Below are 23,986 nucleotides of genomic sequence, written 5' to 3' on the forward strand. Positions count from 1 at the left end.
CAAACCAATCTTCATTTTATTGTTATATTTGGGATTCAGAAATTTTGTAATTTTTTTATGGAAACCCAAAAATATACTCCAAAAAATAAAGTCAGAATCGTGACGGCCGCGTCGCTATTCGACGGTCACGATGCTGCCATTAATATTATGAGACGTGTGATACAGGGAACAGGCTGTGAAGTCATTCACCTCGGTCACGATAAATCTGCTGAAGAAGTGGTGAATACTGCGATTCAGGAAGATGCAAACGCCATTGCGCTGACTTCTTACCAAGGCGGTCACAACGAATATTTTAAATACATCTATGATCTTTTAAGAGAAAAAAATTCGCCACAGATTAAAATTTTCGGCGGTGGCGGCGGTGTAATTCTACCGGAAGAAATCGAAGATATCATGTCTTACGGAATCGACCGAATTTATTCTCCGGACGATGGTCGTGAACTTGGTTTGCAGGGAATGATCGATGATTTGGTTAAAAGATCAGATTTTGCGACAGGAAAAGAAGTTACAGCAAATGACTTAGATTCAATCAGTTTTGAAAACTCTACAAGCATTGCCAAAATCATTTCAGCGGTTGAAAACTTCTCAGAAGAAAAACCTGATTTGGTAAAAGCGATCGACGAAAAATCAAAAGACTTACATATTCCGATTATCGGGATCACAGGAACCGGAGGAGCGGGAAAATCTTCTTTAACAGACGAATTGGTAAGACGTTTCCTGCGTTCAAACACCGATAAAAAAATTGCAATTATCTCAATCGACCCTTCCAAAAAGAAAACAGGAGGAGCGCTTTTGGGTGACAGAATCCGTATGAACGCAATCAACGATCCAAGAGTGTATATGCGTTCGATGGCGACGAGAGAAAACAACGTTTCTGTTTCTCCATTCATCCACTCCGCTTTGAATGTCTTAAAACTGGCTCATCCTGATGTTATTATCCTTGAAACTTCGGGGATTGGACAATCCGGTTCGGAAGTTTCAGACTTTGCGGATGTTTCTATGTATGTGATGACTCCGGAATACGGGGCTTCTACACAGTTGGAAAAAATTGATATGTTGGATTATGCAGATTTGGTAGCTTTAAATAAATCTGACAAAAGAGGAGCTCTTGACGCACTTCAGGCTGTAAGAAAACAGTTCCAGAGAAACCATTTGCTGTGGGAACAGCCATTGGATGAAATGCCGGTTTATGCAACAAAGGCATCTCAGTTCAACGATCACGGAACAACAGAATTATACAACAGATTAGTTTCTAAAGTCAACGATAAATTTGCTGATTTAAATTTAAAAACATTTGTTGAACAGGAAATTACAGACGAAGTAACGATTATTCCGCCAAAAAGAGTACGTTATCTTTCTGAAATCGTTGAAAACAACAGACAATACGATGCGAATGTTGAAAAACAGGCTGAGTTAGCAAGAAAAATGTATCATATTGAAGGCGTTAAAAATTTCCTTTCCAATGAAACATTAGATGCTGAATATCAGAAAGCCGAAAAGGAGCTTCAGCAGGAAAATATTGATTTCCTTAAAACATGGGACGATACGAAAGAGGCTTTCAAAGCTGAATTTTATTCCTATTTCGTAAGAGGAAAAGAAATTAAGGTTGAAACCTCAACAGAATCTTTATCTCACCTAAGAATTCCGAAAATTGCATTACCAAAATACAACGATTGGGGCGATCTGATCAAATGGAAAGGTCAGGAAAATCTTCCGGGAAGTTTCCCATATACTGCGGGAATTTATCCTTTCAAAAGAACCGGAGAAGATCCAACGAGAATGTTTGCCGGAGAAGGAGGACCTGAAAGAACCAACAGAAGATTTCACTACGTTTCTGCAGAAATGCCTGCAAAGCGGTTATCAACCGCCTTTGATAGTGTAACTTTATATGGTCAGGATCCTGCACTTCCACCGGATATTTATGGAAAAATCGGAAATGCGGGCGTTTCTATTGCGACTTTGGATGATGCTAAAAAACTGTATTCAGGATTTGATTTGGTGAATGCATTAACTTCGGTTTCAATGACGATTAACGGTCCGGCTCCGATGTTATTGGCTTTCTTTATGAATGCAGCCATCGACCAGAATGTTGAAAAATATATTGTTGAGAATAAGCTTGAAGCAAAGGTTGAAGAAGTTTTAAAAGCAAAATTCGATGATAAAGGTTTAGAAAGACCAAAATACAACGGAGAATTGCCGCCTTCCAATAACGGTTTAGGTTTAAAATTATTGGGAATTACAGGTGATGAAGTGATTCCTGCCGATGTTTATGCAGAAATTAAAGCGAAAACCATTGCTACTGTTCGTGGAACGGTTCAGGCAGATATTTTAAAGGAAGATCAGGCGCAGAATACGTGTATTTTCTCTACTGAATTTGCTTTGAGATTAATGGGTGACGTTCAGGAATATTTCATTAAAGAAAAAGTAAGAAATTTCTACTCTGTTTCTATTTCAGGATATCATATTGCAGAAGCAGGAGCCAATCCGGTTTCTCAGTTGGCATTTACTTTGGCGAATGGTTTCACGTATGTGGAATATTATTTGTCAAGAGGAATGGACATCAATGATTTTGCACCAAATTTATCGTTCTTCTTCTCCAACGGAATCGATCCTGAATATTCAGTAATCGGACGTGTGGCAAGAAGAATCTGGGCAAAAGCAATGAAACTGAAATACGGCGCTGACGAAAGAAGCCAGATGTTGAAATACCACATTCAGACTTCGGGACGTTCTCTTCACGCGCAGGAAATTGATTTTAACGATATCAGAACGACGTTACAAGCGTTGTATGCAATCTATGATAATTGTAATTCACTGCACACCAACGCTTACGACGAGGCAATTACAACTCCGACTGAACAATCCGTAAGAAGAGCAATGGCAATTCAGCTAATTATCAATAAAGAATTAGGTTTAGCGAAAAATGAAAATCCGCTTCAGGGTTCATTTATTATTGAAGAATTAACGGATTTGGTAGAAGAAGCAGTTTACGCAGAATTCGACAGAATTACAGAAAGAGGCGGTGTTTTGGGTGCAATGGAAACGATGTACCAACGTTCAAAAATTCAGGAAGAATCGATGCATTACGAATGGCTGAAACACACCGGAGAATATCCGATCATCGGGGTAAATACTTTCCTTGGAAAAGATGGTTCGCCAACGGTTCGTCCGGGAGAAGTCATCCGTTCGACTGAGGAAGAAAAGCAATTCCAGATTGAAATGCTTCACAACTTCCAGAAATCCAATAATGATAAGTCCGAAGAAGCTTTAAAAACATTACAACACGCTGCCATCAATCAGCAAAACTTATTTGAAGTAATGATGGATGCCGTGAAATACTGTTCGCTTGGACAGATTACCAATGCTTTGTTTGAAGTGGGTGGAAAGTACAGAAGAAATATGTAACGGCTGTGCCGTAGACAATTGTTGGCTACTAAACATTTCAATAATTTTAAAATTAAGCCTCAAGGAATTTTCTTTGAGGTTTTTTGTATTTTTACTTGAAGAAAAATTTTAAGATGAAAAATTTTATCAGAACAATTTCAGTAGTTTGCTTAATGGGATCTGCTGTTTCGTGTAAATCTTATCCGATGGAGACTCCTCACAAAAGCGATGTCGACAGAAATGCTGAAGAACTGCGAAAAAGACAAGCTGCAGAACGCGAAAAAACAGAGGTTAGTCATCTAAATAATTTTGGAAAACCACCGAGCAAATAGCTTAAAGCTTTGTTACTAAAAACCCCTCAAGGAAATTTCTCTGAGGGGTTTCAATTTATTTTAAAATGATTTTAATTCTGGCTTAACAAAACAATATTAAGCGAAGCGTCTGAAATATTAGCTGTTGCACCATCAGAATATATGTAAAGTCTTAACTGATCATTTTTATTGAAATAAGCAATCCTTGTATAAAGCATTGTCCATCTACCTCCCGAATTGGTATCCCAAATTCCGTCAGGAATATCAGAATTTGACGTATTCACTGCCTGAAACACATTCCTACCTGGGCTTCCGTCAACAAGTCTTATACTCGATTTTATAATGTAAGTTCCTGCAGTTGGTACCGTATAAATGTTTGTTGCGGGATTCCAGACTCCTCCACCTACGTTTTTTACAACGGTAGTCAGTGGAACTGTTGTAAATGCACTTGCCGGAATTGTAGCAGCTGTAGCAGAACCATTACCACTTCCCAGAGATGCAATAAAAACAGCTGAACCTGACTTTGCTACCACAGATTGCCACGCAGAACCGTCAAAATAATAATATCCGGTCGTTGTAACCTGTGCGGTTGCAGCAACCGTAGAACCACCAGTAAGATCTGTTACATACAACAAAGCTCCTATATGATTCATATTGTATCCGGTTTTTGCATTCAGCTGAGCGAGGGTGATTCGCGGTGCTCTCATGCCATCGGCTGCAGCAACTGTAGATGCAGTACCATTAACGTCAAATGTAACTTGTGGATTAGTAGAATTGATTCCCACATTCTGAGCCGAAGTTTTGCTCAGAAATAAAATAAATAAAAATAAAAATAAGTTTTTCACGGTTATAAAATTAGCAGTGCGAATATACAACATTAGCATCACAACAACAATCATAAGACATTACAAATAAATTAAATTAAAAAATTTCCAAAGTAAACATTAATTAAATCAAAAATAATTAAATACTTTATCATAATATTCAATTCTGAATTAACGTTACATTACCTGAAATTTGAAAGAATTATCCCAACCATTAAAAAGAATGAGACATTTGCCATTGTTTACGAAGGTTCTCCCTACATCTATTTACCGGTAGAAAATGCTTTTGTAAAGGCAGAAAAAAAGGACGGAGATTTTTATTTTATAGGAAAAATAAAATCTACTGCAAAAACGGGAGATGTAGTTCTTGCTTCAGCATTTTTCGGAATTATCGGCGGGCTGCTTGCTTCAGAATCTACTTCAGTTCCTTTTGAACTCAAACTTGATTATGTCAACGGAGGCTTTATTCCTATTAAAGAAGTTAAAAAATAATAATTCGCAGAATCTCCCTATTTTTGGGAGATTTTTTATTTTTAAATGATACAAAAAGCCATCTTCAACTGGAGCAGCGGAAAAGATTCTGCACTCGCTTTATACAAAACTCTGCAGGAAGAAAAATTTGAAATTACCTCTTTGCTGACGAGCATCAACGAAGAGTTTCAAAGGATTTCCATGCATGGTGTTTCTGTTTCGCTGTTAGAAAAACAGGCAGAAAGTCTTGGTTTTCCTTTAATTAAACTTGAACTTCCAAAAGATCCGTCAATGGAAGAATATCAGGAATTGATGAGCAGCACGATGAACAAAATAAAATCTCAGGGTGTTACTCATTCTATTTTTGGCGATATTTTTCTGGAAGATTTAAAGAAATATAGAGAAGATCAGTTACAATCTATTGGAATGGAAGCCTTTTTTCCTCTCTGGAAAAAAAACACCGCAGATCTTATTCACGAATTTCTAGATTTAGGTTTTAAAACCATTGTCACCTGCGTCAACGAAACTTATCTGGATAAAAGCTTTGCCGGTAGAATTATCGATGCAAGTTTCATTAAAGATTTACCTGAAAATGTAGATCCCTGCGGAGAAAACGGGGAATTTCACACGTTTACTTTTGACGGACCTATTTTTAAAAATCCTATTGATTTTGAAATCGGAGAAGTGGTAAAAAAGACCTATCCCAAACCAAAATCTGATGAAAGTGAAGAGGATGGAGAATATATTTTCTGGTTTTGTGATTTGATTTCAAAATGACAAGTTTTTGAAATACCGACTGCTCTGACTTCATAGGATATTTTTGTTTTCGTTAAAGCAACAGATGTTATTATCCTTATAGTGAACTAATTTTTCTCGGATTAAATAGTTTTAAATTGTATAAAATGAAAATCTTTTCGATACGAAAGAAGAATTTTACAATTTTGATTCTGATGGTCTTATTTTTGAAGAAATTATTAAGTTTAAAGAAAGTGAAATCATAAGATACAAATCGTAAAACTCTGGAAAGGATTTGTATCCTACGTTTTATTGTTAAAATAAATTATCTCAAACTATTTGTTTTTAAGCAATTTTATTTTCATTTTTATCTAAAAAACCAAATTATGAGCAAAAATATACGATTTAGTATTTTTAAAACATTTGTACAATCTAGTAATTTTGGCGGCTTCCTTTTATTCTTTGCCGTTATTGCTTCACTCATCGTCGCAAACACAACTTTAGCCGGAGATTTACAAAGTCTTTTAGACCGAAAAATAGGTTTTGAAAACGACAGTATTCACCTTAATTATTCCATTGCTATGTGGATTAATGATGGATTGATGGCTATTTTTTTCCTTTTTGTAGGTCTGGAAATTAAGAGAGAAATTATCGAAGGCGAACTGTCATCTCCCAGAAAGGCTGCACTGCCTATTGTCTGCGCAATTGGAGGTGCCGTAATTCCTGCTTTGACTTTCTTAGCCTTTAATCAAAATTCCTATTCTTCGCAGGGATGGGGAATACCAATGGCTACAGATATTGCCTTTGCTTTGGCTGTTATATCACTTTTAGACCGGAGAGTTCCGCCAAGCCTTAAAATATTTTTGGCTGCTCTTGCCATCGTTGATGATCTGATTGCTATTCTCGTGATCGCCATTTTTTATTCTTCAGGAATTGAATTGCTCTATCTTGGCTATGCTTTGGCAGGCATGATTGTTTTGTTGCTTATGAACCGTTTTAATGTAAAAAATCCATGGCTTTATCTGATTCCGGGAGCATTTATCTGGTATTTTATTCATCATTCAGGAATTCACGCAACCATTGCCGGAGTTTTGGTGGCAATGACAATTCCTACAAATGCAACTGCAGAAGATTCGCCTTTGGAAAGGCTTGAACACGCCATAGCAAAACCTGTAAATCTGCTTATTATTCCGGTTTTTGCATTTGCACATACCAATATCACCTGGGAAGCAGAAATGGCAAGCGGACTGACCCAGCCTTTAGGACTCGGAATTGCATTTGGGCTTTTACTAGGTAAACCCGTAGGAATTATGCTGGCTTCAATGATCTGTGTTAAGATGAAATGGGGAACACTGCCACTGAACAGCGGCTGGTCTCACATTTTGGGTGTTTCTTTCTTAGCGGCTATTGGCTTTACAATGTCGATTTTCATATCTATTTTATCATTTGAAGATCTTGTATATGTAGCGCAAGCCAAACTTTCCGTATTGCTGAGTTCAATATTAGCGGGTATTTTAGGATTTTTTATTCTGAAATATTCTAAACCTTTTACTGTAAAATAGTTTAGTAAAGTTCCGTAATTTTTTGTCACGGAGTTTTTTTTCAGTCAAAACTATTTCTCTTTATTATTTTGAAGTAAATCAACTGGAAAATCAAGAGTTCTGATCGGAAATGGTATTGAAATATTGTGCTGATCTAAACTTTTCTTGATAGCGACAATTGCTTTAGATTTTGCAACAGCAGTTTCTACAAGATTTTTTGAAGGCATAGGAAATCTTACTTCAAAATTAATAGAGCTGTCTCCAAATTCTTTGTAGAAAAATATAATATCTTCTTTTCTGAGATTGTCATCATGGGAAGCTACAGCATCAACTACGATCATTCGTACATCTTCAAGATTTGCACCATATTCTATTCCACAATTTACTGCAACAATAGTGATTGGGTTTCGCGAATAATTTTTTAACGGATTTTCTATAATCGCTCTGTTCGGAATCATTACTAAATTCCCATCAGGAGTTTTAAGTTTAACAACCCGAAGATTAATATCCTGAATAACACCGGTATAACCATTACTGTCTATGGTATCCCCGATACTTAAATCTTTTACAAAAGACAATGCAACGCCAGAAAACGTATTGCTGAGCGTACCCTGAAGCGCCAAACCAATTGCCAAACCCGCAACACCAGCTCCGGCAAGTACGGTTTTCAGCATATTATCCAGGCTCAGAACATTGAGTGCAAACATAAGAAATGCCGATACAGTAATGATTGAGATGATATTCCCAATCATCATTCTGGCAGAAAGTTTCACTTTTCTTTTTTCCAGAAGTTTCACAACCAGCTTTTTCACTACTCCCGACAGATAAAACCCGAGAATAAACAAGACTGTTGCAATGATTATATTGGGAGTCTTTTCTATTAATTCGTTGATCCAGTTGGTAAGTTTTTTCGTAAAGACTTCAAAAATATTTATGTAATCTTCTTTCATCTTTATTATTTGTGTTAAATGTTATTTTTTTAAAATTTCAAGTTTTTTGTTTTTAAACTTCGAAGCAAGCCAACGGTTGAGCTTTTCCTCATCAACAGATGCGTCAGCAGAATACAAAACAACTGTTTTCTGATAGGTAGAATCATTTTTTGTATAATTCCCGTTCATTTTGCCTAAAGAAATCTCACTGATTCCGGGAAACAGAATTTTCACTTCGTTGATCAGATCTTTATCCTCAATTTTATATTCATTTAGCTCTTTATTCAGAAGATTAATCTTCAGATCTTTCTCAGAAACACTGGAGGTGTTTTTATTAATTTCATTTAAAATTTCAGACTTTATATCTGAAGTATTCTGCTTGATATTCAGTTTTGTATCTTCCAGCCCGAAAAGTTTAAGCTTTTTATTAAAATCCACAATTTCCAGACTGTCAAAATTTCTTGATAAAAAGGCTAGATCTACGGTTTTAGGTGCCGTATTGTAATTAATTTTTTTATAAATCAAAGTATAGCCATTATCCGTAAATTCATTTTTAATATAATTTTCTACATTCTGCGAAAATCTTTTCTCCTGCAAAAGACCATACGCAAGATAAAAACTCGGTATTGTCATCAGCAAGATAAGCGAGGTGATAATGTAACGCAGTTTTTTATCAAATGATTTATTTTCGGTAACAATCGGCTGATATTTTAGATATTTAATAATAACAAAAGTAGAAATCCCGATAAAGAAGCAGTTGATTGTGTATAAATACATCGCTCCGACAAAAAATTTCATATCAAAAACCGCAAGTCCAAATCCTGCCGTACAAAGCGGAGGCATCAAAGCCGTTGCGATGGCAACTCCCGGAATAGGATTTCCTTTATCTTTTCTGGTAATAGATATGGCTCCTACAATTCCTCCGAAAAATGCGATCATTACATCATAAATTGTAGGCGAGGTTCTTGCAAGAAGTTCCGACTGCACATCTTTGAACGGACTAAGATAAAAGTAAAGAGTAGATACTATCAAACTCACCACAGTAGCTACAAGCAGGTTTTTACCCGACTTTTTCAGAAGTTCAAAATCGTAAGTTGCGAGTGCAAAGCCCGCTCCTACAATAGGACCCATCAAAGGTGAAATCAACATCGCCCCAATGATCACCGCAGTAGAATTTACATTGAGCCCGATAGAAGCTATAAGAATAGCACACGCAAGAATCCAGAGATTGGCTCCACGAAATGAAATGTTTTTAATTACATTATCCAAAACCTTCCCTCTCTCCTCTTCTCCCTGATGCAGATTAAGAAAATTACTAATCAACGACATATGTGTTTATTTTTTCGCAATCTAAGAAAAATATACCTAAATTCTTTCATCAGCCTGTAATTTAGTCATCAGCTGTTTCAAAAAAAACGCCATCTGATCGGTTTTTGAAGTTCTTTTTTATATTTTAGTTGAAAAATACATTCATGATTAAAACTTATTTTTTCTCACTTGTTCTGTTATTAATGTTTTCATGCAGCAAAAAACAGGAACAGGCAAAGGAAACGATTGATAAAAAAGCTCTTGCAGATTCTGCACAACTCTCTTTAAAGAAAAATATCTATCAGGTACAAATTGATTCGGTTTTCAGTACTTACGGTTTCAACGGAAGTGTGGGCATTTTCAAAGACAATACTGAGCTCTACCGAAAAAACAACGGATATTCGGATTTTAAAAATCAAATAAAAATTGACAGCCTCACTGTTTTCTCGGTTGCATCAATCAGCAAACAGTTTACATCTGCTTTAATCCTACAATTGATGGAACAGCGGAAACTTCAGATTGAGGATAAAGCTTCAAAATACATTAAAGAATTTCAAAGTAAAGAATACGAAAACATCACCATACAACAACTTCTGAATCACACTTCAGGACTCAATAATTTTGGTGAAAAACTCTTATTTAAAAGCGGAACAGGATTTAATTATTCTAACGACGGATATAATGCTTTAGGAAAAATTACAGAAACTGTTACCGGAAAATCTTTTGATGAAAACATGCTTGAACTTTTTAAACAAGCAGGAATGAAAAACTCCTCAACGGGAACTTCATTCAGTGGAAAAAATTTCGCAAAAACGTATGTCGGAAACGCTGAATCGCAAACGGTGGTTGATGGCATGCCAAAAAGATTAGGTAATAAAGAAATAGGAATTCCCGCAGGTGGCGTTTTGTCTACTATAAATGATTTACATATTTGGAATAATGCTTTATACAGCGGCAAAATTCTCAAGCGTCAAACTTTGAAAAAATTTGTTTCCAAAACTACTGAAAGACAGCATCCGATCCTGGGAAAAATGGGTTACGGATTGGGTATTATGATCACAGAAAACAAACCGGTCTCTTACTTTCACAGCGGTTATGTAAAAGGCGCACCTTCCCTGAACATTTACTATCCCAAAACCCAGACTTCGGTTATTATTTTATCTAATATTGCCGATGAAGAAAAGGGTAAATCTGCATCTTTCAGACCTCACAAAGAGATCAAAAAAATTGCAGATATTCTTGAAAATACACCATAAAGACGAATTATGAGCTTTCTTTTAAATAATAAAGATACGGCTTCACTTTATTGATCTGACCAAGATATTTTAGCTGACAGATAACATTAAAAACAGACCATACAATCAACATAAAACAACCAAAGAAAGAAAATATTCCTTCCGGAGTAAAAATTCCGGTAAGAAACTGATAAAGCACTTGAAATGTTTGAGCTTTATACTGATATATCATGCTGCTGAAAGCTCCTGATCCACCTGCCACAATCAAAATAAAATTCTGGTAGTACGTTAAGACATAACGGTCATACTTTTTTGCAAGCTGAAAATCTTTCCACTTCAAGATATACCCCAACAAAGGCGCTAAAAAAATGGCAAGAAAAGCAATAAATGAAAAATATTTGAATGTATTTTCATTGAAAAATAAGATTCCGCCAAATACAAAAGCTCCTATAATGATGCTGTAAAGAAATGTTTTTTTCAGAGTTTCTCTTAAAATATTCCTGTTGATTTTGCGTACAAAATGAGTGACATCATTCAGATTAAACTGAATTTTATACTTAGGAAAACTTAGCTCCTCCTCCCATAACACTTTCACCTGATAAAATGCAGTATCAAAATTAATGTGTTCACTACTCATTACTTCGCCAATCTGCATCACAAAATGATCTTCCACTTCAATGAGCAGATCTATCGGAAGATTTTTGGAAAGAAGATAATTTCTTATTTGCCGGATCTGAAATTCGTTCATATTTGATTGATTTAAGTTTAATTAAAATGACAGTTTTGAAAACTTCATTATTTTCATGGTCTTTTTTGCTGATTTTACAAATCTCATCTGCATCAAAAATCCAAATGTGTAAAACCAAATGGTTATAAGCAATATAAGAAAGGATGCAAATCCAACAGAAGAATTCCCTGTTAAGAAATTGTGTATTTTCTCTGATAAAGCATTGTAAGTATTTCCTAGTACAATAGTAGCAAAGCCTGCTAAAAACACCAGAATATTACCGTTTTGATAAATATTCAACCTGATCTTCGGGTTATTTTTTGAAAATCGAAAAATATTAAAATTAATAAGATAATGCATTCCCGCAATTGATAAAAAAATGATGGTAATACAAGGCAATACTTCAGTGAAAATCTCATTTGACACCGAGAAAGCCAATAAATACAACAAAAAAACCAAAGAAGCTGTTGCGATGAAACTTGATAAGAGAATTTTATTAAGTTGTCGGGTTTTTATTTCTTTAACAAACTGAGTAGTACTTTTCCCGTTGTAATAATAGCTTTCAGTCAAATCTTCTTTCCAGAATTCTTTTACTTTAGCGAAGGCATCCTCGAAACACATCGCCTTGGTTTGGCATAAATCATTGACGTGTGCTACAAAATGATCTTCGACCTCCATTAGAAGATCTACCGGAAGATTTTTAGAAAGGAGATAATTTCTTATGTCTAGAATTTGAAATTCGTTCATCAGGTAAGGCAATATTTTTTTAATTAAGGATACAAGACTGAGATCTTTTACTTCCAGATGTTTTTAATTTAGTAACTGAAGTTTTTTTATTGCTTTTTTATGCTCAATAAAATTCAAGATGCCAAAAATTCCAAAAGAATAAAGAAACAAACGATACCAGGACAATAGCATTAAAGTTATTACCGATACATTGTTTTCTGATTTAAAAAAATTATAAAGATATTCTCCTCCATTCATTATTAACTGGCTCATTCCAAAAAAACAGATCATCAATAAAGTAAGATTTTGCTGATAAAGCGTATAATTAATCTGTCCTTTGTATTTGTAATCTTTTCTAAAATAGTTTTTAAACTTTAAATTGAAAAAATACAGCAGAACAGCAGCCAATAAAAACATCAAATGACTTATTACAAAATATATTTTGAAAGCCTCCAGGCTTACTGATAAAGAAATCATTAAAAAGCTTAATCCAAAAAATAACAATCCGAATAAAAATGATTTAAAAAGAATACTGTTAAACCTCTGCTTCATAATATTCTTTGCAATTTGCGGGAGTTTTTCCCGACCATAAAACATCCAATATGTTGTTAAGGAGAAATTTTCTCTCCACATAATTTCAACTTTAGAAAAACTTTCTTCAAAACTTCTATTTTCATTATTCATACAATCTTCTATCTGCAAAATCATATGATCTTTAACTTCCAGCAAAATATCTAAAGGCAGTTTTTTAGAAATTAAAAACTGTTCAATCTCTAATTTTTGTTCTGATGAAATCATATATCAAAAATCGTTTTTAAATTGAACAAATATGATCTCATTTCGTCTTCCTGAGCCGCCTGCTGTTTTTTTCCCTTATCAGTAAGAAGGTAATATTTTCGGTTCCTGCCGTTAATTTCCTGAACTTCAGACGTAATGATCCCGTCCGCTTCCAATTTATGGAGGAGAGGATACAATGCTCCTTCCGTCATTTCAAGTTCGCCTTCTGTTAATTCTTTTGCACGCTGTGTGATTTGATAGCCGTACATTTTCACTTCTTTAGAAAGCAGTTTTAAAATAATATTCTGAAGCGTTCCTTTATATAGACTGTTTTTTTTCATTTCGAATTTAATACCTTACAAATCTATGCATAATTTTCTTATGTATGTGGATTATTTTAAATTTATCTTACTACCGTGACCTTTGATGTAACTCCATAAATCCTATCTTTGCAGCAAATGATTGCAGCAGAAAAAATAATTTTAGGCATTGATCCCGGAACCGCTATTATGGGTTTTGGGCTGATTTCGGTAAAAAAAGGCAAAATGGAAATGATTTCTATCCATGAACTGATCCTGAAAAAATATCCCAATCACGAAACCAAGCTGAAATATATTTTTGACAAAACATTAGCACTTATTGACGAATTCCACCCAGACGAAGTGGCATTAGAGGCTCCTTTTTATGGTAAAAATGTACAGTCAATGCTAAAGCTTGGAAGAGCACAGGGAGTGGCAATGGCAGCCAGCTTACACCGTAATATTCCAATTACAGAGTATTCTCCTAAAAAAATAAAAATGGCAATCACAGGAAACGGAAATGCCAGTAAAGAACAGGTTGCAGGAATGCTACAAAACCTTTTAAATCTTAAAGAATTTCCCACAAAATACCTGGATGCATCTGACGGACTGGCGGTTGCGGTCTGTCATCACTTTAATTCCGGTACGCTAACAGATACGAAATCTTACACCGGCTGGGAAAGTTTTCTTAAACAAAATCCTGATCGTCTTAAATAAAAATAGTGAGCTGAATATAATTTTTTTATTCAGGTTTGAAAATATTTTTGCCGGAGATATTAAAAATCTTACATTTGCAATTCCTTAAAGGGGAGGCATTACGTTCTTTTAAATTTCAGCCGACATAAAGTTGTGGTTAATGTAATTTAATCGTTCTTTATAAAGACAATTTAAAAAGATATTAAACTCCTTTTCAGGCTACAAAATTTTATATCATGCCGGATTTAAAAATTCAGGAAGCAAAACTGCTTTTTAATAAAATTCGCTCTAACCCAAAAAGCTATGATCTAAAAACTAGTACGGAAGGAATAACAGGCAACGATGAAAAAATTAGTTTCAGAATTTACAGGAACGGGGAAAGAAGTGTTTTTGAAGTAACCATCGACGGACTTACTTTCGCCAACTCCACAGGAGAATGGAACAACGCAATGATTATGTTGGAAAACATCATCAAAAAAATTGATAAAGAAACTGAAAATATCAAAGTACAACAGGCGCTGGATAAGCTTAAAAAGTACCTTTCAGAAGAAAATTAAAGAATTTAAAAAAAAGTTAAAAATAAATTTGGTGGGTAACAAAAAAGGTTATAAATTTGCACTCACATTTGAACGATATGGCAAATCATAAATCAGCACTTAAGAGAATAAGACAAAACGAAGTTAGAAAAGTTCGTAACAGATATTACCACAAGACTGCAAGAACTGCAATGAAAGTCTTGAGAAATGAAGAAGATAAAGCAGCTGCAAATGAGCAATTGCCAAAAGTTATCTCTTTATTGGATAAGTTAGCAAAGAAAAACATTATTCACAAGAATAAGGCAGCTAACTTAAAAAGTAAATTAACTAAACACGTTAACAAGTTAGCGTAATTATATAGTAGGCCCGTTCGTCTATCGGTTAGGACCTCAGATTTTCATTCTGGTAAGAGGGGTTCGATTCCCCTACGGGCTACTAATTTTAAGAGTTGATACTTATAAAAACAAAATCTAACACATAATCTGTGATTATGGAAGATAGAAGGCCCGTTCGTCTATCGGTTAGGACCTCAGATTTTCATTCTGGTAAGAGGGGTTCGATTCCCCTACGGGCTACTTAACGACAATCAAAAACTCTGATAAATACAAGTATCAGAGTTTTTTGTTTTGAATATTACAAATTCTTCCAATTTCTTAAATTCCATCTATTCATATACAACGAATGGAATCGGTAACTGTTATATGACTTAAGTCATAATTTCATTGTGTAACATTGCCGTAGCTTTACATAATATATATTAGAAAAGCCCTAGTCTACAATTAATTTCAATGATAAATAATAATTATTAAATATTTATTATTGAATTACATTCACCAATACAAAATATTATTATTATGAAAAGCATTTATATTACTTATAAACATAAACTTGTATCATTTTTATTGCTCATATTATCATTAACCCTTAATGCTCAAGTTGGAATTGGAACATCAACACCTGATGCCAGTTCTTTACTAGATCTAAATTCTACATCAAAAGGATTACTTACACCACGAATGACCACCACTCAAAGAAATGCAATTGTATCTCCGGCAGATGGCTTGATGGTATATGACACAACGCTAAAAGTATTTTACTATTATGTAGCTTCTACATCTTCCTGGTCTCCTATGGCAAGCGGTGTAACAGGGAGGCTAAATTTTAAACGTATAAAATCAACAGATGTTTTAGCAACCGTTTTGGCATCTGAACTTGCAGCAGGTGGAGGAACTAAATACGTGTTTGACGCTGATACTTTGTACGAAATAAACGGTCAGATACTGTTTGATTTTCCTATTGACATAAACAATTCATATATACAGGGTTTAGATACTAACAATGATATTATTGTCAGAACGACAGGTAATATATTTGACGGAAGCACAGGTGGAAGCATCAGAAATGTAACACTTACAGCAACCGCAGGAAGCGTTTTTAATCTTAACAGTTCTGCAGCTCAAAATTTAATTTTCAGAGACTGTATTGTGGCAAATTCAAACAGCGTCGGTATCATTTCAGGTTTTGGATTGGTCTTTTCAAGCATTATTCAGTTCTCTGGCAATACAAACGGAATAACGTACAACAATATAACGCAGTTACTTCTTAGCAATATAGGATGGTTTGGAAATAACACCGGAACTTATGAAAGGCTGACAGGCACATTTACATTAGTAGAAAAACAAGGCGGTTTTAGTCAGGTAAACGGAACGGCTGTAGGATTTGACGTTTCTACATCTGGTCTTACAATTACCGGAGATGCGGTAATGGAATCTGTAGTTTTTACCGGAACAAATACAGCTGGATATGTAAGACCTTATACTACCGGTGCTTATCCCGGATATAATTTCAACAACAGCTGGACAGTGAGAGCAGCAGGAATTCCTACAGAAAGTGACAACACGGCGGTTGGAGATTTTGCTGTAGATTATCCGGTAGGAAATGGAATTGCTGTTAGTTTTAACAACAGTAACCCGAGTAATATTGTAAAAATTGGCACAGCAACTTCTGTTTCCACATCATCAAATTTATTCAGATTTTCCACAGACGGAATTCCCAACAGATTAAAATATTTAGGAAAAAAGAAAAGAATTTTTCAAATTATTGGCTCTGTATCTTTTCAGGTACCCGCAGCCGGAACGTATATCATTTATATCGCCAAAAATGGTTCAGTTATCAGTCAATTTAAAGTTTACGGAAGAGGATCAGCAACAAACGATATTGTTGTAATTCCTATCAATGGAACTACCGAACTTCTTACCAACGATTATATTGAGATTTTTGCTCAGCGTTTTTCCGGCAACACAGGTGATATAATTGTTCCCAATATGACAATTACGATAAAGTAAATTCTTGTGATGATAATTGATAATAGTAAAAGCCACTGCAAAACAGTGGCTTTATAATTTAGCATAAAAATTTCTACTTTACAGCTTCTTCATATCTTCTGCTGATCTCGTTCCAATTGGTAACATTCCAGATTGCCGTAAGATAATCGGCTCTTTTATTTTGATATTTCAGGTAATAAGCATGTTCCCAAACATCAATTCCGAAAATAGGAGTTCCTTTTTCCTCTACAACATCCATCAACGGATTATCCTGATTTGGAGTTGAAGAAACAAATAACTTTCCTTTTTTATCTACTGAAAGCCAAGCCCAACCAGAACCAAAGCGTTCTGCACCGGCTTTACTCATTTTTTCTTTGAAAGCATCCATGCTTCCGAATGCATCATTGATGGCTTTTGATAGTTTTGCTGATGGCTGCGTATTTTTTTGCGGAGTAAGTACCGTCCAGAATAATTCATGATTGTAATGTCCACCTGCATTATTTCTTACTGCTGTACTCAATTTTGACGCACTGGAAAGTATCTGGTACAAGCTCTGCTTTTCCTGAGGAGTTCCCGCAATAGCTTTATTGAGATTGTTCACATATCCTGCTGCATGTTTTGAATAGTGAATTTCCATAGTCTGCGCATCTATATTACCTTCCAAAGCATTGTAAGCATACGGCAAAGGTGACTGCTTAAATTGTGAAAACGCAAACTGAGCGGTCATAACTGCAGTAAGTGCTGCGATTTTAAAAATTTTCATAATGTATTATTTTATGGTTTTTGATAAAATTGAAAATCAAATGATTAAAATAAATAATCTAAAACTTTGTCTTCCAAAATCATTCCAATAATTTTCTGATATCTTCAATTAAAATTTCCCGATCCGGATGGTATTTTCCGTTGAGTTTAGGATTTTTTCCTTCAGGATCTTCATAATTCAATCCGGAATAATAAAGAATGGGCATATTATGTTTATCATATCGACAACGTATGTTTCCTTCTTTATCAACCAGAGCAATCATTCCGCTATGATTTAGATTTTCACTTTCATCTTCTTTATCTCCTACATAAATATCAAATTCATCAGCTAATTTACCAATATAATCGCGATTTCCCGTAAGAAAATGCCAGTTTGGAGATTTTACCCCTATTCTTTTTGCATGTTCTTTTAATGTTTCGGGAGTATCATTTTCAGGATCAATACTGATAGAGATAATTCCAAAATCCTTACTGTTGATTTCATCCTCAATTGCTCTCATATTGGTATTCATTACAGGACAAATTGTTGGACATTTGCTGAAAAAAAACTCTACAAGATATACTTTTCCCAGCATGTCTTTACTGGTAATTTTTTTATTGTTTTGATTTGTCAGTTCAAAATTCGGAACTTTCATTACCGTGTAAAGATTTTTTTTGAAATAATTCATCCCAAAACCGATCCCGAAAAAAAGTAAAGCAATGACAATAATGGGAATAATAATTTTAGTTTTATTATTCCCTTCTTTTTTATTTTTGGACATATTTTTCAGGATTTTTCTTGAACTCGTCTCTGCAATAGCTGCTGCAAAAACCGTAGGTTTTGTTTTTATAAACCGCTGTATCCTTCATATCACTTTCTGTTTTCATGTGACAAATAGGATCTACCGCATTGGCAAATTTCACATTTTGAGTTTCTGTTTTAGCTGACTTATTATTTTTTTTCTGTTTTACTTTTGGAGTTTCCTGAGCGCAGGCGAATAATGACATCGACAATAATGCCGTGAATAAAATTTTTGATTTCATTTTATTTAAAATTTAAATTAAAAATAGTTTAATTAAAAATCTGTTGATAAGTCAAATTTAATATTAAAATAGCTCAATCAGCATTATTCACAATAGAAATATGCTTTTAACTACATTAAAACTGACAACAGATTAGCCGAAATTTCACTAAGACAAGGGAGGATGAAATATTCTTGAAAAATATTCTGAATTGTACAGACAAGAATTATTGATATATAATTTTACTGCAGACTGAGGCAATAAAGAAGTTTCAGTAAGCGTTAGAATTTCATTAGAAACAAAAACATCCAAACCTGCAATTTTAATATTCTGACCATTCAAAGATTGCTTTTCTGTCTTTGATAGCTCTTTTGTTATATAGCATTTACCTTTGCAGTAAGAGTTTTCTACAGTCCGGTTTTCACAAAGATTTTCTACGATGTAATCATAATTTACCACATAATTTATCAACGGCAAAACAGGTCGTATTGCGATGGTAAAAACGATAAAAAGAGATATGAAAAACTTCAATTATAAAATCTTTATTACAAATATACCATTCAAAATTTTATTTCGGGACAATAATGATGAATGTCATTATATTTGCAAAATCATTTCTTCATTGTTAAATGAATTTAAAACCACTTCCCTATCATGAAAATTTTAATCATCAACGGTCCCAATCTTAATCTTTTGGGAACAAGAGAGCCGGAGATATACGGTCCTGTTTCTATGGAAGATTATCTCAATCAGCTGAAAACTGAGTTTTTCTCTGAAAAGCTGAATTATTATCAATCTAATATTGAGGGAGAAATCATCAATCGCATTCAGAAAGATGATTTTGATGCTTTAATTATCAATCCGGGAGCTTTTACACATTATTCTTATGCAATTGCCGATTGTTTAAAAAACATCAGTAAACCTAAGATAGAAGTTCATATCAGTAACATTTATAAGCGGGAAGAGTTTCGTCAAAAATCAGTAACAGCAGCAAATACAGATGGAGTCCTTTCCGGATTTGGCATGAACGGTTACAGACTGGCTGTATTAAGTTTAATTTCTTAGCTAAAGATAAACAACATCTACAAAAAAACAGTCTCACCAAATTGATGAGACTGTTTTTTCTAATTATTTTTTTCTGTTTCTCTGTTGTTCCTGAGCTTTCTGCTGCTCCTGTGCTTTCTCCATCATCTCTCTCATTCTTTTCTGAAACTTGCCTTCTTTTTTAGGCTGTGCTTTATTTGCCTGAATCTGTGCATGAATCTTCTTTTCATCCAGAATCACATATTTAATGACAAGAATAATCAAAATATTAATTGCATTGGATACAAAATAATACCAGGACAAACCTGAAGCAGATGTATTAAGGAAAAATAAGAATGTAATCGGGAAAATATACATGATTACTTTCATATTCGGCATTCCTTCCTGTTGTGGCTGCTGCATATTTCCGGAAGTCATTACGGTGTAAATTAAAATCACAATCGTACATGCAATCGCAAAAACACTTAAATGATCTCCCAAGAAAGGAATATTGAATGGTAATTTAATCAAATCATCATACGCTGTTAAATCTTTTGCAAACCAGAATCCCTGTCCTCTTAAATCAATAAAATTCGGGAAGAATCTGAATAAAGCATAAAATATTGGAATCTGCACCAATGCCGGTAAACAGCCTGCCATTTGATTGACGCCTGCTTTTCGGTAAACTTCCATTGTAGCCTGCTGCTTTTTCATTGGATCTGCATCCTTAAATTTAGCATTTACCTCATCTATTTCCGGACGGATTACCTTCATCATTGCACTCAGCTTGTGCTGTTTGTACATAATAGGTGATAAGATCAGTTTCACAATAATCGTCATTAAGAAAATTACCCATCCTGCCGCAATTCCCCAATCTGCAATAATGTTGTACATCGGCATGAAGAAATAACGGTTCATAGAACCAATAAATGACCATCCTAAAGGTAATATTTCGTCAAAATTTTTGTCATACGATTTTAGTAACGGTAAATCAAGCGGCATAAAATACCATGTGAAATCCTGATTAAGTTCACTTCCTGTCATTGGAACAAAACCTTCAAAATTTAATTTTTTCAGGTATTCCCCTTCTTCTATGTTTTCCTGATTTCCTTTGCTTTGCGTGAAGCCGCTTTTAGATTCAATTACAGATGAGAAAAACTGCTGTTTAACCCCAATCCAGTTAAGCGTTTCTTTCTCTTCTTCCATGGTTGTTCTGCCGTCATAATCATAATCATTATAATTATTAAAGGCATACGAAAATTCTGAATGCGACTGCTCCTGAGATCTTCCTTTTTCAACATTTCTTACGCTGTAATCCCAGATAAAATCGGCTTTGTTATCGGAAGAAATATTTGCCAGTCCTTGAGATCTCACTTTAAAATCTAAAGTATACTGATCTTTCAGTTCTCCTGCTGTATTTAAAGTATAAATAAACTGGATAGCTGCTCCGTTGTAATTGGCAGTTAAGGTCACCGCATTTCCGTTAACAACAGGCGAGAAAACCAAATCTTTGGTGTTGATTACTTTCCCTGTTTTGTCTTTGAACTGAAAACCGTAGCTCGAATTGTTTTTATTGATCAGATACAGCGGAAGATCTGCTTTATCAGTCTTTTGATCGTAAGCTTTGTATTTCAAAAGCTCCACTTTAGAAACCTGACCTCCCAGACTTGAAAACTCAAGCTTCAGTTCGTTATTAGCAAGTGTTGCCGTCTGAATAGAATTGGGTGTTACATTAGGATTGATATTGGCTGCCTGAGTAGACTTTACAGAATTTTGTTTTTGTTCTGTTTTCTGTTTTTCAGCATTTAAAGCCTCCTCTGTCTGCTGATCTTTCTGGAAATAAAACATAAATCCGAAAAGAACCAAACATAAAACCGCAAAACTGATAATCTGACTTTTATCGAGTCCGTTGTTCTGTTGCATTTTATTTTAATTAAAATTTTTAAATTTAAACAAACATGGTAATCCCATGCTTTTTGAGTCGACAAAAATACTGTTTTTTTATCAAAACTCTATACTATAATGTGTTACTATATAATAAACCCAGGCTGAGAATAATCAGTCTGAGCTTATCTATGACGTTCGTAATTTCAGAATTACTTTTTTTCAAACCTTATAAGTTTTAAAAACCTATAAATCTATCAATCTAATTTTACAATTATTTCGAAGTACAAGCTTTAATAAATGCTCTGAATAAAGGATGTGGTGTTGCTACCGTACTTTTGTATTCAGGATGGTACTGCACTCCGACATAAAAAGGATGATCCGGCATTTCCAACGCCTCAACCAAGCCGGTTTCAGGGTTTGTTCCTGTCGCTAAAAATCCGTTTTTCTCAAATTCACCAATGTACTCACTGTTGAACTCATATCTGTGACGGTGTCTTTCAGTAATATTTTTTGCGCCGTAAATATCGTTTAGTCTAGAACCGTTTTTCAAAGAGCATTTCCAGGCTCCAAGACGCATCGTTCCGCCTTTATCTACTACATTTTTCTGTTCTTCCATTAAAGAAATCACAGGATGTTCGGTAGAAGTATCAAATTCCATAGAGTTGGCTTTAGAATACCCAAGAACATTTCTGGCAAATTCAATGGTCATGATCTGCATTCCCAAACAAATTCCCAACATCGGAACTTTATTTTCTCTTGCGTATTGAGCAGTCAGAACTTTTCCTTCAATTCCTCTGTCGCCAAAACCCGGCGCCACCAAAATTCCGCTTACTCCGGCTAAAGTTTCTTTAATATTTTCAGAAGTTAAATCTCCACTGTACACCCATCTTATTTTCACTTCAGTTTCCAAATCAGCTCCGGCATGTTTGAAAGCCTCAGCAATTGAGATGTATGAATCCTGAAGAGATACATATTTTCCAACTAAAGCAATCTCAACAGATTTTTTAGGATTCTGGAATTTTTTAAGAAATGTTTTCCAGTCTTTCAGGTCGGCATCTTTATCGCTTTTCAGATCTAATTCCTTCAGAACTACATCATCAAAATTTTGCTTCTGAAGGTACATCGGAACTTCATATATCGTTTCCAGATCTTTACATTCAATCACATTATCCAAAGGAACATTACAGAACTGAGCCAGTTTTGCTCTCTGATCTTTTGGAATCTTGTGTTCTGTACGGCAAACCAAAACATCTGCCATGATTCCGCTTTCCATTAGCTGACGAACAGAATGCTGTGAAGGTTTTGTTTTTAATTCTCCACTGGAAGCCAGATATGGTAATAAAGTAAGATGAATCACCATAGAATTTTTCTCACCCAATTCCCACTTCAACTGACGAACGGTTTCAATGTAAGGTAAAGATTCAATATCTCCGACAGTTCCACCAATTTCGGTAATGATGATATCGTAATTTTGTTTGGATAGAATTTTAATTCTGCGTTTGATTTCGTTGGTAATATGAGGAATTACCTGAACTGTTTTTCCAAGAAAGTCTCCTTTTCTTTCTTTTTCAATGACAGTCTGGTAGATTTTTCCTGTAGTAACGTTGTTGTTTTGAGAAGTCGGCGCATCAAGATAACGCTCGTAGTGACCTAAATCCAGATCCGTCTCCGCACCATCTTCGGTTACATAGCATTCTCCGTGCTCATAAGGATTCAAAGTTCCCGGGTCAATATTGATGTAAGGATCAAGCTTTTGAATAGTTACGTTGAAGCCGCGTGATTTTAGTAATAGACCAAGAGAAGCAGAAACGATTCCCTTTCCCAAAGATGAAGTTACACCTCCTGTCACAAAGATGTACTTTGTATTCTTTTTACTCATTAGATTAGGTTTGTGCAAAGTTAGGGGAAAAAGAAAAGCAAAGCAATTTATTTTGGAATCTGTAGTTTTAAAAACTAAAAAGGCTTCCCAAAAACTGAGAAGCCTTAACCTAAACCAAATTATATATATGAAAATTATTGTTGCAATGACTTATTTAAAAGTCTTACATCATATAGATTAAAAATGATTGTAAAAGTTAAATTAATTGAATTCTGAATTGGTCATGATAAAAGAACTTTTTGAACTACAACAAGTATTAAACAGTTTTTCAAAACTTTAAAATGATGATTAAAGACAGACAATCATTTTTAAACATAAAACTCATTTTTTTGAATTGAAGTTTTATTTTACGCAAAGTTTTATTTTCAAAGCATTTCATTTGAGATGCAAAGGCAAATCAATTGCTCATAAAACCTGAAAACATGGCTTCGTCAATCAACTTGCTGATCTTCTTTGCTCCTTATATAGTTTTTATTTTAAAAAACTTTGCGTTTAAAATATACATATTTAGATTCAGTATGTAAAAATGACATTACTCTAAAAATAATCAGACTCAAAAAAAATATTCTTCATGCTTGAAATTAAAACAATTTTCAGTCTGAAAAATTCA

The 23,986-nt window shown here is 34.5% G+C and carries 24 protein-coding genes and 2 tRNA genes; 12 read left to right on the forward strand and 14 right to left on the reverse strand.

What is annotated here, in order from left to right; genetic code table 11:
- Positions 1-57 precede the first annotated feature (57 nt).
- Together AC0NBN_RS04140 and AC0NBN_RS04145 are read left to right on the forward strand one after the other, a co-directional pair.
- Positions 58-3,405, forward strand: coding sequence for a methylmalonyl-CoA mutase family protein (locus AC0NBN_RS04140; protein WP_160813560.1), 3,348 nt, complete (start codon positions 58-60; stop codon positions 3,403-3,405).
- 113 nt (positions 3,406-3,518) lie between these two features.
- Positions 3,519-3,716, forward strand: a complete 198-nt coding sequence (locus AC0NBN_RS04145) for a hypothetical protein (RefSeq protein WP_160813559.1) — start codon at positions 3,519-3,521, stop codon at positions 3,714-3,716.
- Between the two features lie 71 nt (positions 3,717-3,787).
- Here the strand turns inward: AC0NBN_RS04145 and AC0NBN_RS04150 are convergent, their stop codons facing one another.
- Both AC0NBN_RS04150 and AC0NBN_RS04155 read right to left on the reverse strand, forming a co-directional pair.
- Positions 3,788-4,540: a hypothetical protein gene (locus AC0NBN_RS04150; RefSeq protein WP_160813557.1), complete on the reverse strand. Its 753-nt coding sequence runs from the start codon at positions 4,538-4,540 to the stop codon at positions 3,788-3,790.
- Between the two features lie 296 nt (positions 4,541-4,836).
- Entirely contained in the window at positions 4,837-4,959 is a 123-nt protein-coding gene (locus AC0NBN_RS04155) for a hypothetical protein (protein WP_474467170.1), read from the reverse strand.
- Between the two features lie 97 nt (positions 4,960-5,056).
- On the opposite strand from AC0NBN_RS04155, the gene AC0NBN_RS04160 reads away from it, so the two are divergent.
- Positions 5,057-5,767 carry a diphthine--ammonia ligase family protein gene (locus AC0NBN_RS04160; protein ID WP_160813555.1) on the forward strand — a complete coding sequence of 237 codons (711 nt, stop codon included), beginning with the start codon at positions 5,057-5,059 and terminating at the stop codon, positions 5,765-5,767.
- A gap of 344 nt (positions 5,768-6,111) precedes the next feature.
- Positions 6,112-7,287 (forward strand): Na+/H+ antiporter NhaA, encoded by a 1,176-nt coding sequence (gene nhaA / locus AC0NBN_RS04165; protein ID WP_160813553.1) that lies wholly within the window; start codon positions 6,112-6,114, stop codon positions 7,285-7,287.
- 50 nt (positions 7,288-7,337) lie between these two features.
- On the opposite strand, the gene AC0NBN_RS04170 is transcribed toward nhaA, so the two are convergent.
- Positions 7,338-8,216 carry a mechanosensitive ion channel family protein gene (locus tag AC0NBN_RS04170; RefSeq protein WP_160813552.1) on the reverse strand — a complete coding sequence of 293 codons (879 nt, stop codon included), beginning with the start codon at positions 8,214-8,216 and terminating at the stop codon, positions 7,338-7,340.
- Between the two features lie 21 nt (positions 8,217-8,237).
- Complete coding sequence (locus AC0NBN_RS04175) at positions 8,238-9,524, reverse strand: DUF389 domain-containing protein (protein ID WP_160813550.1); 1,287 nt, start codon at positions 9,522-9,524, stop codon at positions 8,238-8,240.
- A 143-nt stretch (positions 9,525-9,667) separates the two neighbouring features.
- On the opposite strand from AC0NBN_RS04175, the gene AC0NBN_RS04180 reads away from it, so the two are divergent.
- A complete protein-coding gene (locus tag AC0NBN_RS04180) occupies positions 9,668-10,759 on the forward strand; it encodes a serine hydrolase domain-containing protein (RefSeq protein ID WP_160813548.1) in 1,092 nt (363 codons plus the stop codon).
- 7 nt (positions 10,760-10,766) lie between these two features.
- Here the strand turns inward: AC0NBN_RS04180 and AC0NBN_RS04185 are convergent, their stop codons facing one another.
- From AC0NBN_RS04185 to AC0NBN_RS04200, 4 genes are all read right to left on the reverse strand, one after another.
- Positions 10,767-11,486, reverse strand: a complete 720-nt coding sequence (locus AC0NBN_RS04185; protein ID WP_160813547.1) for a hypothetical protein — start codon at positions 11,484-11,486, stop codon at positions 10,767-10,769.
- Between the two features lie 21 nt (positions 11,487-11,507).
- Positions 11,508-12,212, reverse strand: a complete 705-nt coding sequence (locus AC0NBN_RS04190; protein ID WP_160813545.1) for a hypothetical protein — start codon at positions 12,210-12,212, stop codon at positions 11,508-11,510.
- 63 nt (positions 12,213-12,275) lie between these two features.
- The gene (locus AC0NBN_RS04195; RefSeq protein ID WP_160813544.1) at positions 12,276-12,989 is read right to left on the reverse strand and encodes a hypothetical protein; all 714 of its coding nucleotides are present in this window, start codon (positions 12,987-12,989) and stop codon (positions 12,276-12,278) included.
- Positions 12,986-13,309: a PadR family transcriptional regulator gene (locus tag AC0NBN_RS04200; protein WP_143885234.1), complete on the reverse strand. Its 324-nt coding sequence runs from the start codon at positions 13,307-13,309 to the stop codon at positions 12,986-12,988. The genes AC0NBN_RS04195 and AC0NBN_RS04200 overlap by 4 nt, the downstream gene beginning before the upstream one ends.
- A gap of 120 nt (positions 13,310-13,429) precedes the next feature.
- Here AC0NBN_RS04200 and ruvC point away from each other — a divergent pair, with 120 nt between their 5' ends.
- From ruvC to AC0NBN_RS04230, 6 genes are all read left to right on the forward strand, one after another.
- Entirely contained in the window at positions 13,430-13,984 is a 555-nt protein-coding gene (gene ruvC, locus AC0NBN_RS04205; RefSeq protein ID WP_143885283.1) for a crossover junction endodeoxyribonuclease RuvC, read from the forward strand.
- Positions 13,985-14,199: 215 nt separating this feature from the next.
- On the forward strand, positions 14,200-14,520 hold the full coding sequence (locus AC0NBN_RS04210) for a hypothetical protein (RefSeq protein WP_143885235.1): 321 nt from the start codon (positions 14,200-14,202) through the stop codon (positions 14,518-14,520).
- 77 nt (positions 14,521-14,597) lie between these two features.
- Entirely contained in the window at positions 14,598-14,852 is a 255-nt protein-coding gene (gene rpsT, locus AC0NBN_RS04215; RefSeq protein WP_160813542.1) for a 30S ribosomal protein S20, read from the forward strand.
- A gap of 10 nt (positions 14,853-14,862) precedes the next feature.
- Positions 14,863-14,934, forward strand: a tRNA-Glu gene (locus AC0NBN_RS04220).
- 68 nt (positions 14,935-15,002) lie between these two features.
- Positions 15,003-15,074 (forward strand) — tRNA-Glu (locus AC0NBN_RS04225).
- 279 nt (positions 15,075-15,353) lie between these two features.
- Positions 15,354-16,844 (forward strand): hypothetical protein, encoded by a 1,491-nt coding sequence (locus AC0NBN_RS04230; protein ID WP_474467180.1) that lies wholly within the window; start codon positions 15,354-15,356, stop codon positions 16,842-16,844.
- A gap of 73 nt (positions 16,845-16,917) precedes the next feature.
- Here AC0NBN_RS04230 and AC0NBN_RS04235 read toward each other — a convergent pair whose 3' ends face one another.
- From AC0NBN_RS04235 to AC0NBN_RS04250, 4 genes are all read right to left on the reverse strand, one after another.
- Positions 16,918-17,586 carry a superoxide dismutase gene (locus AC0NBN_RS04235; RefSeq protein WP_160813541.1) on the reverse strand — a complete coding sequence of 223 codons (669 nt, stop codon included), beginning with the start codon at positions 17,584-17,586 and terminating at the stop codon, positions 16,918-16,920.
- A gap of 79 nt (positions 17,587-17,665) precedes the next feature.
- On the reverse strand, positions 17,666-18,346 hold the full coding sequence (locus tag AC0NBN_RS04240) for an SCO family protein (protein ID WP_185147355.1): 681 nt from the start codon (positions 18,344-18,346) through the stop codon (positions 17,666-17,668).
- Positions 18,333-18,608, reverse strand: coding sequence for a YHS domain-containing protein (locus tag AC0NBN_RS04245; protein ID WP_143885239.1), 276 nt, complete (start codon positions 18,606-18,608; stop codon positions 18,333-18,335). Before AC0NBN_RS04245 ends, AC0NBN_RS04240 begins: the two co-directional genes overlap by 14 nt.
- 147 nt (positions 18,609-18,755) lie before the next feature.
- Positions 18,756-19,118 (reverse strand): hypothetical protein, encoded by a 363-nt coding sequence (locus AC0NBN_RS04250; RefSeq protein ID WP_160813540.1) that lies wholly within the window; start codon positions 19,116-19,118, stop codon positions 18,756-18,758.
- A gap of 123 nt (positions 19,119-19,241) precedes the next feature.
- On the opposite strand from AC0NBN_RS04250, the gene aroQ reads away from it, so the two are divergent.
- Positions 19,242-19,652 carry a type II 3-dehydroquinate dehydratase gene (gene aroQ, locus AC0NBN_RS04255; protein WP_160813538.1) on the forward strand — a complete coding sequence of 137 codons (411 nt, stop codon included), beginning with the start codon at positions 19,242-19,244 and terminating at the stop codon, positions 19,650-19,652.
- A 63-nt stretch (positions 19,653-19,715) separates the two neighbouring features.
- On the opposite strand, the gene yidC is transcribed toward aroQ, so the two are convergent.
- Positions 19,716-21,533, reverse strand: a complete 1,818-nt coding sequence (yidC, locus tag AC0NBN_RS04260; protein ID WP_160813536.1) for a membrane protein insertase YidC — start codon at positions 21,531-21,533, stop codon at positions 19,716-19,718.
- A 235-nt stretch (positions 21,534-21,768) separates the two neighbouring features.
- Entirely contained in the window at positions 21,769-23,376 is a 1,608-nt protein-coding gene (locus AC0NBN_RS04265; protein WP_143885243.1) for a CTP synthase, read from the reverse strand.
- Between the last annotated feature and the right edge of the window lie 610 nt (positions 23,377-23,986).

Source organism: Chryseobacterium sp. L12 (assembly GCF_056133985.1).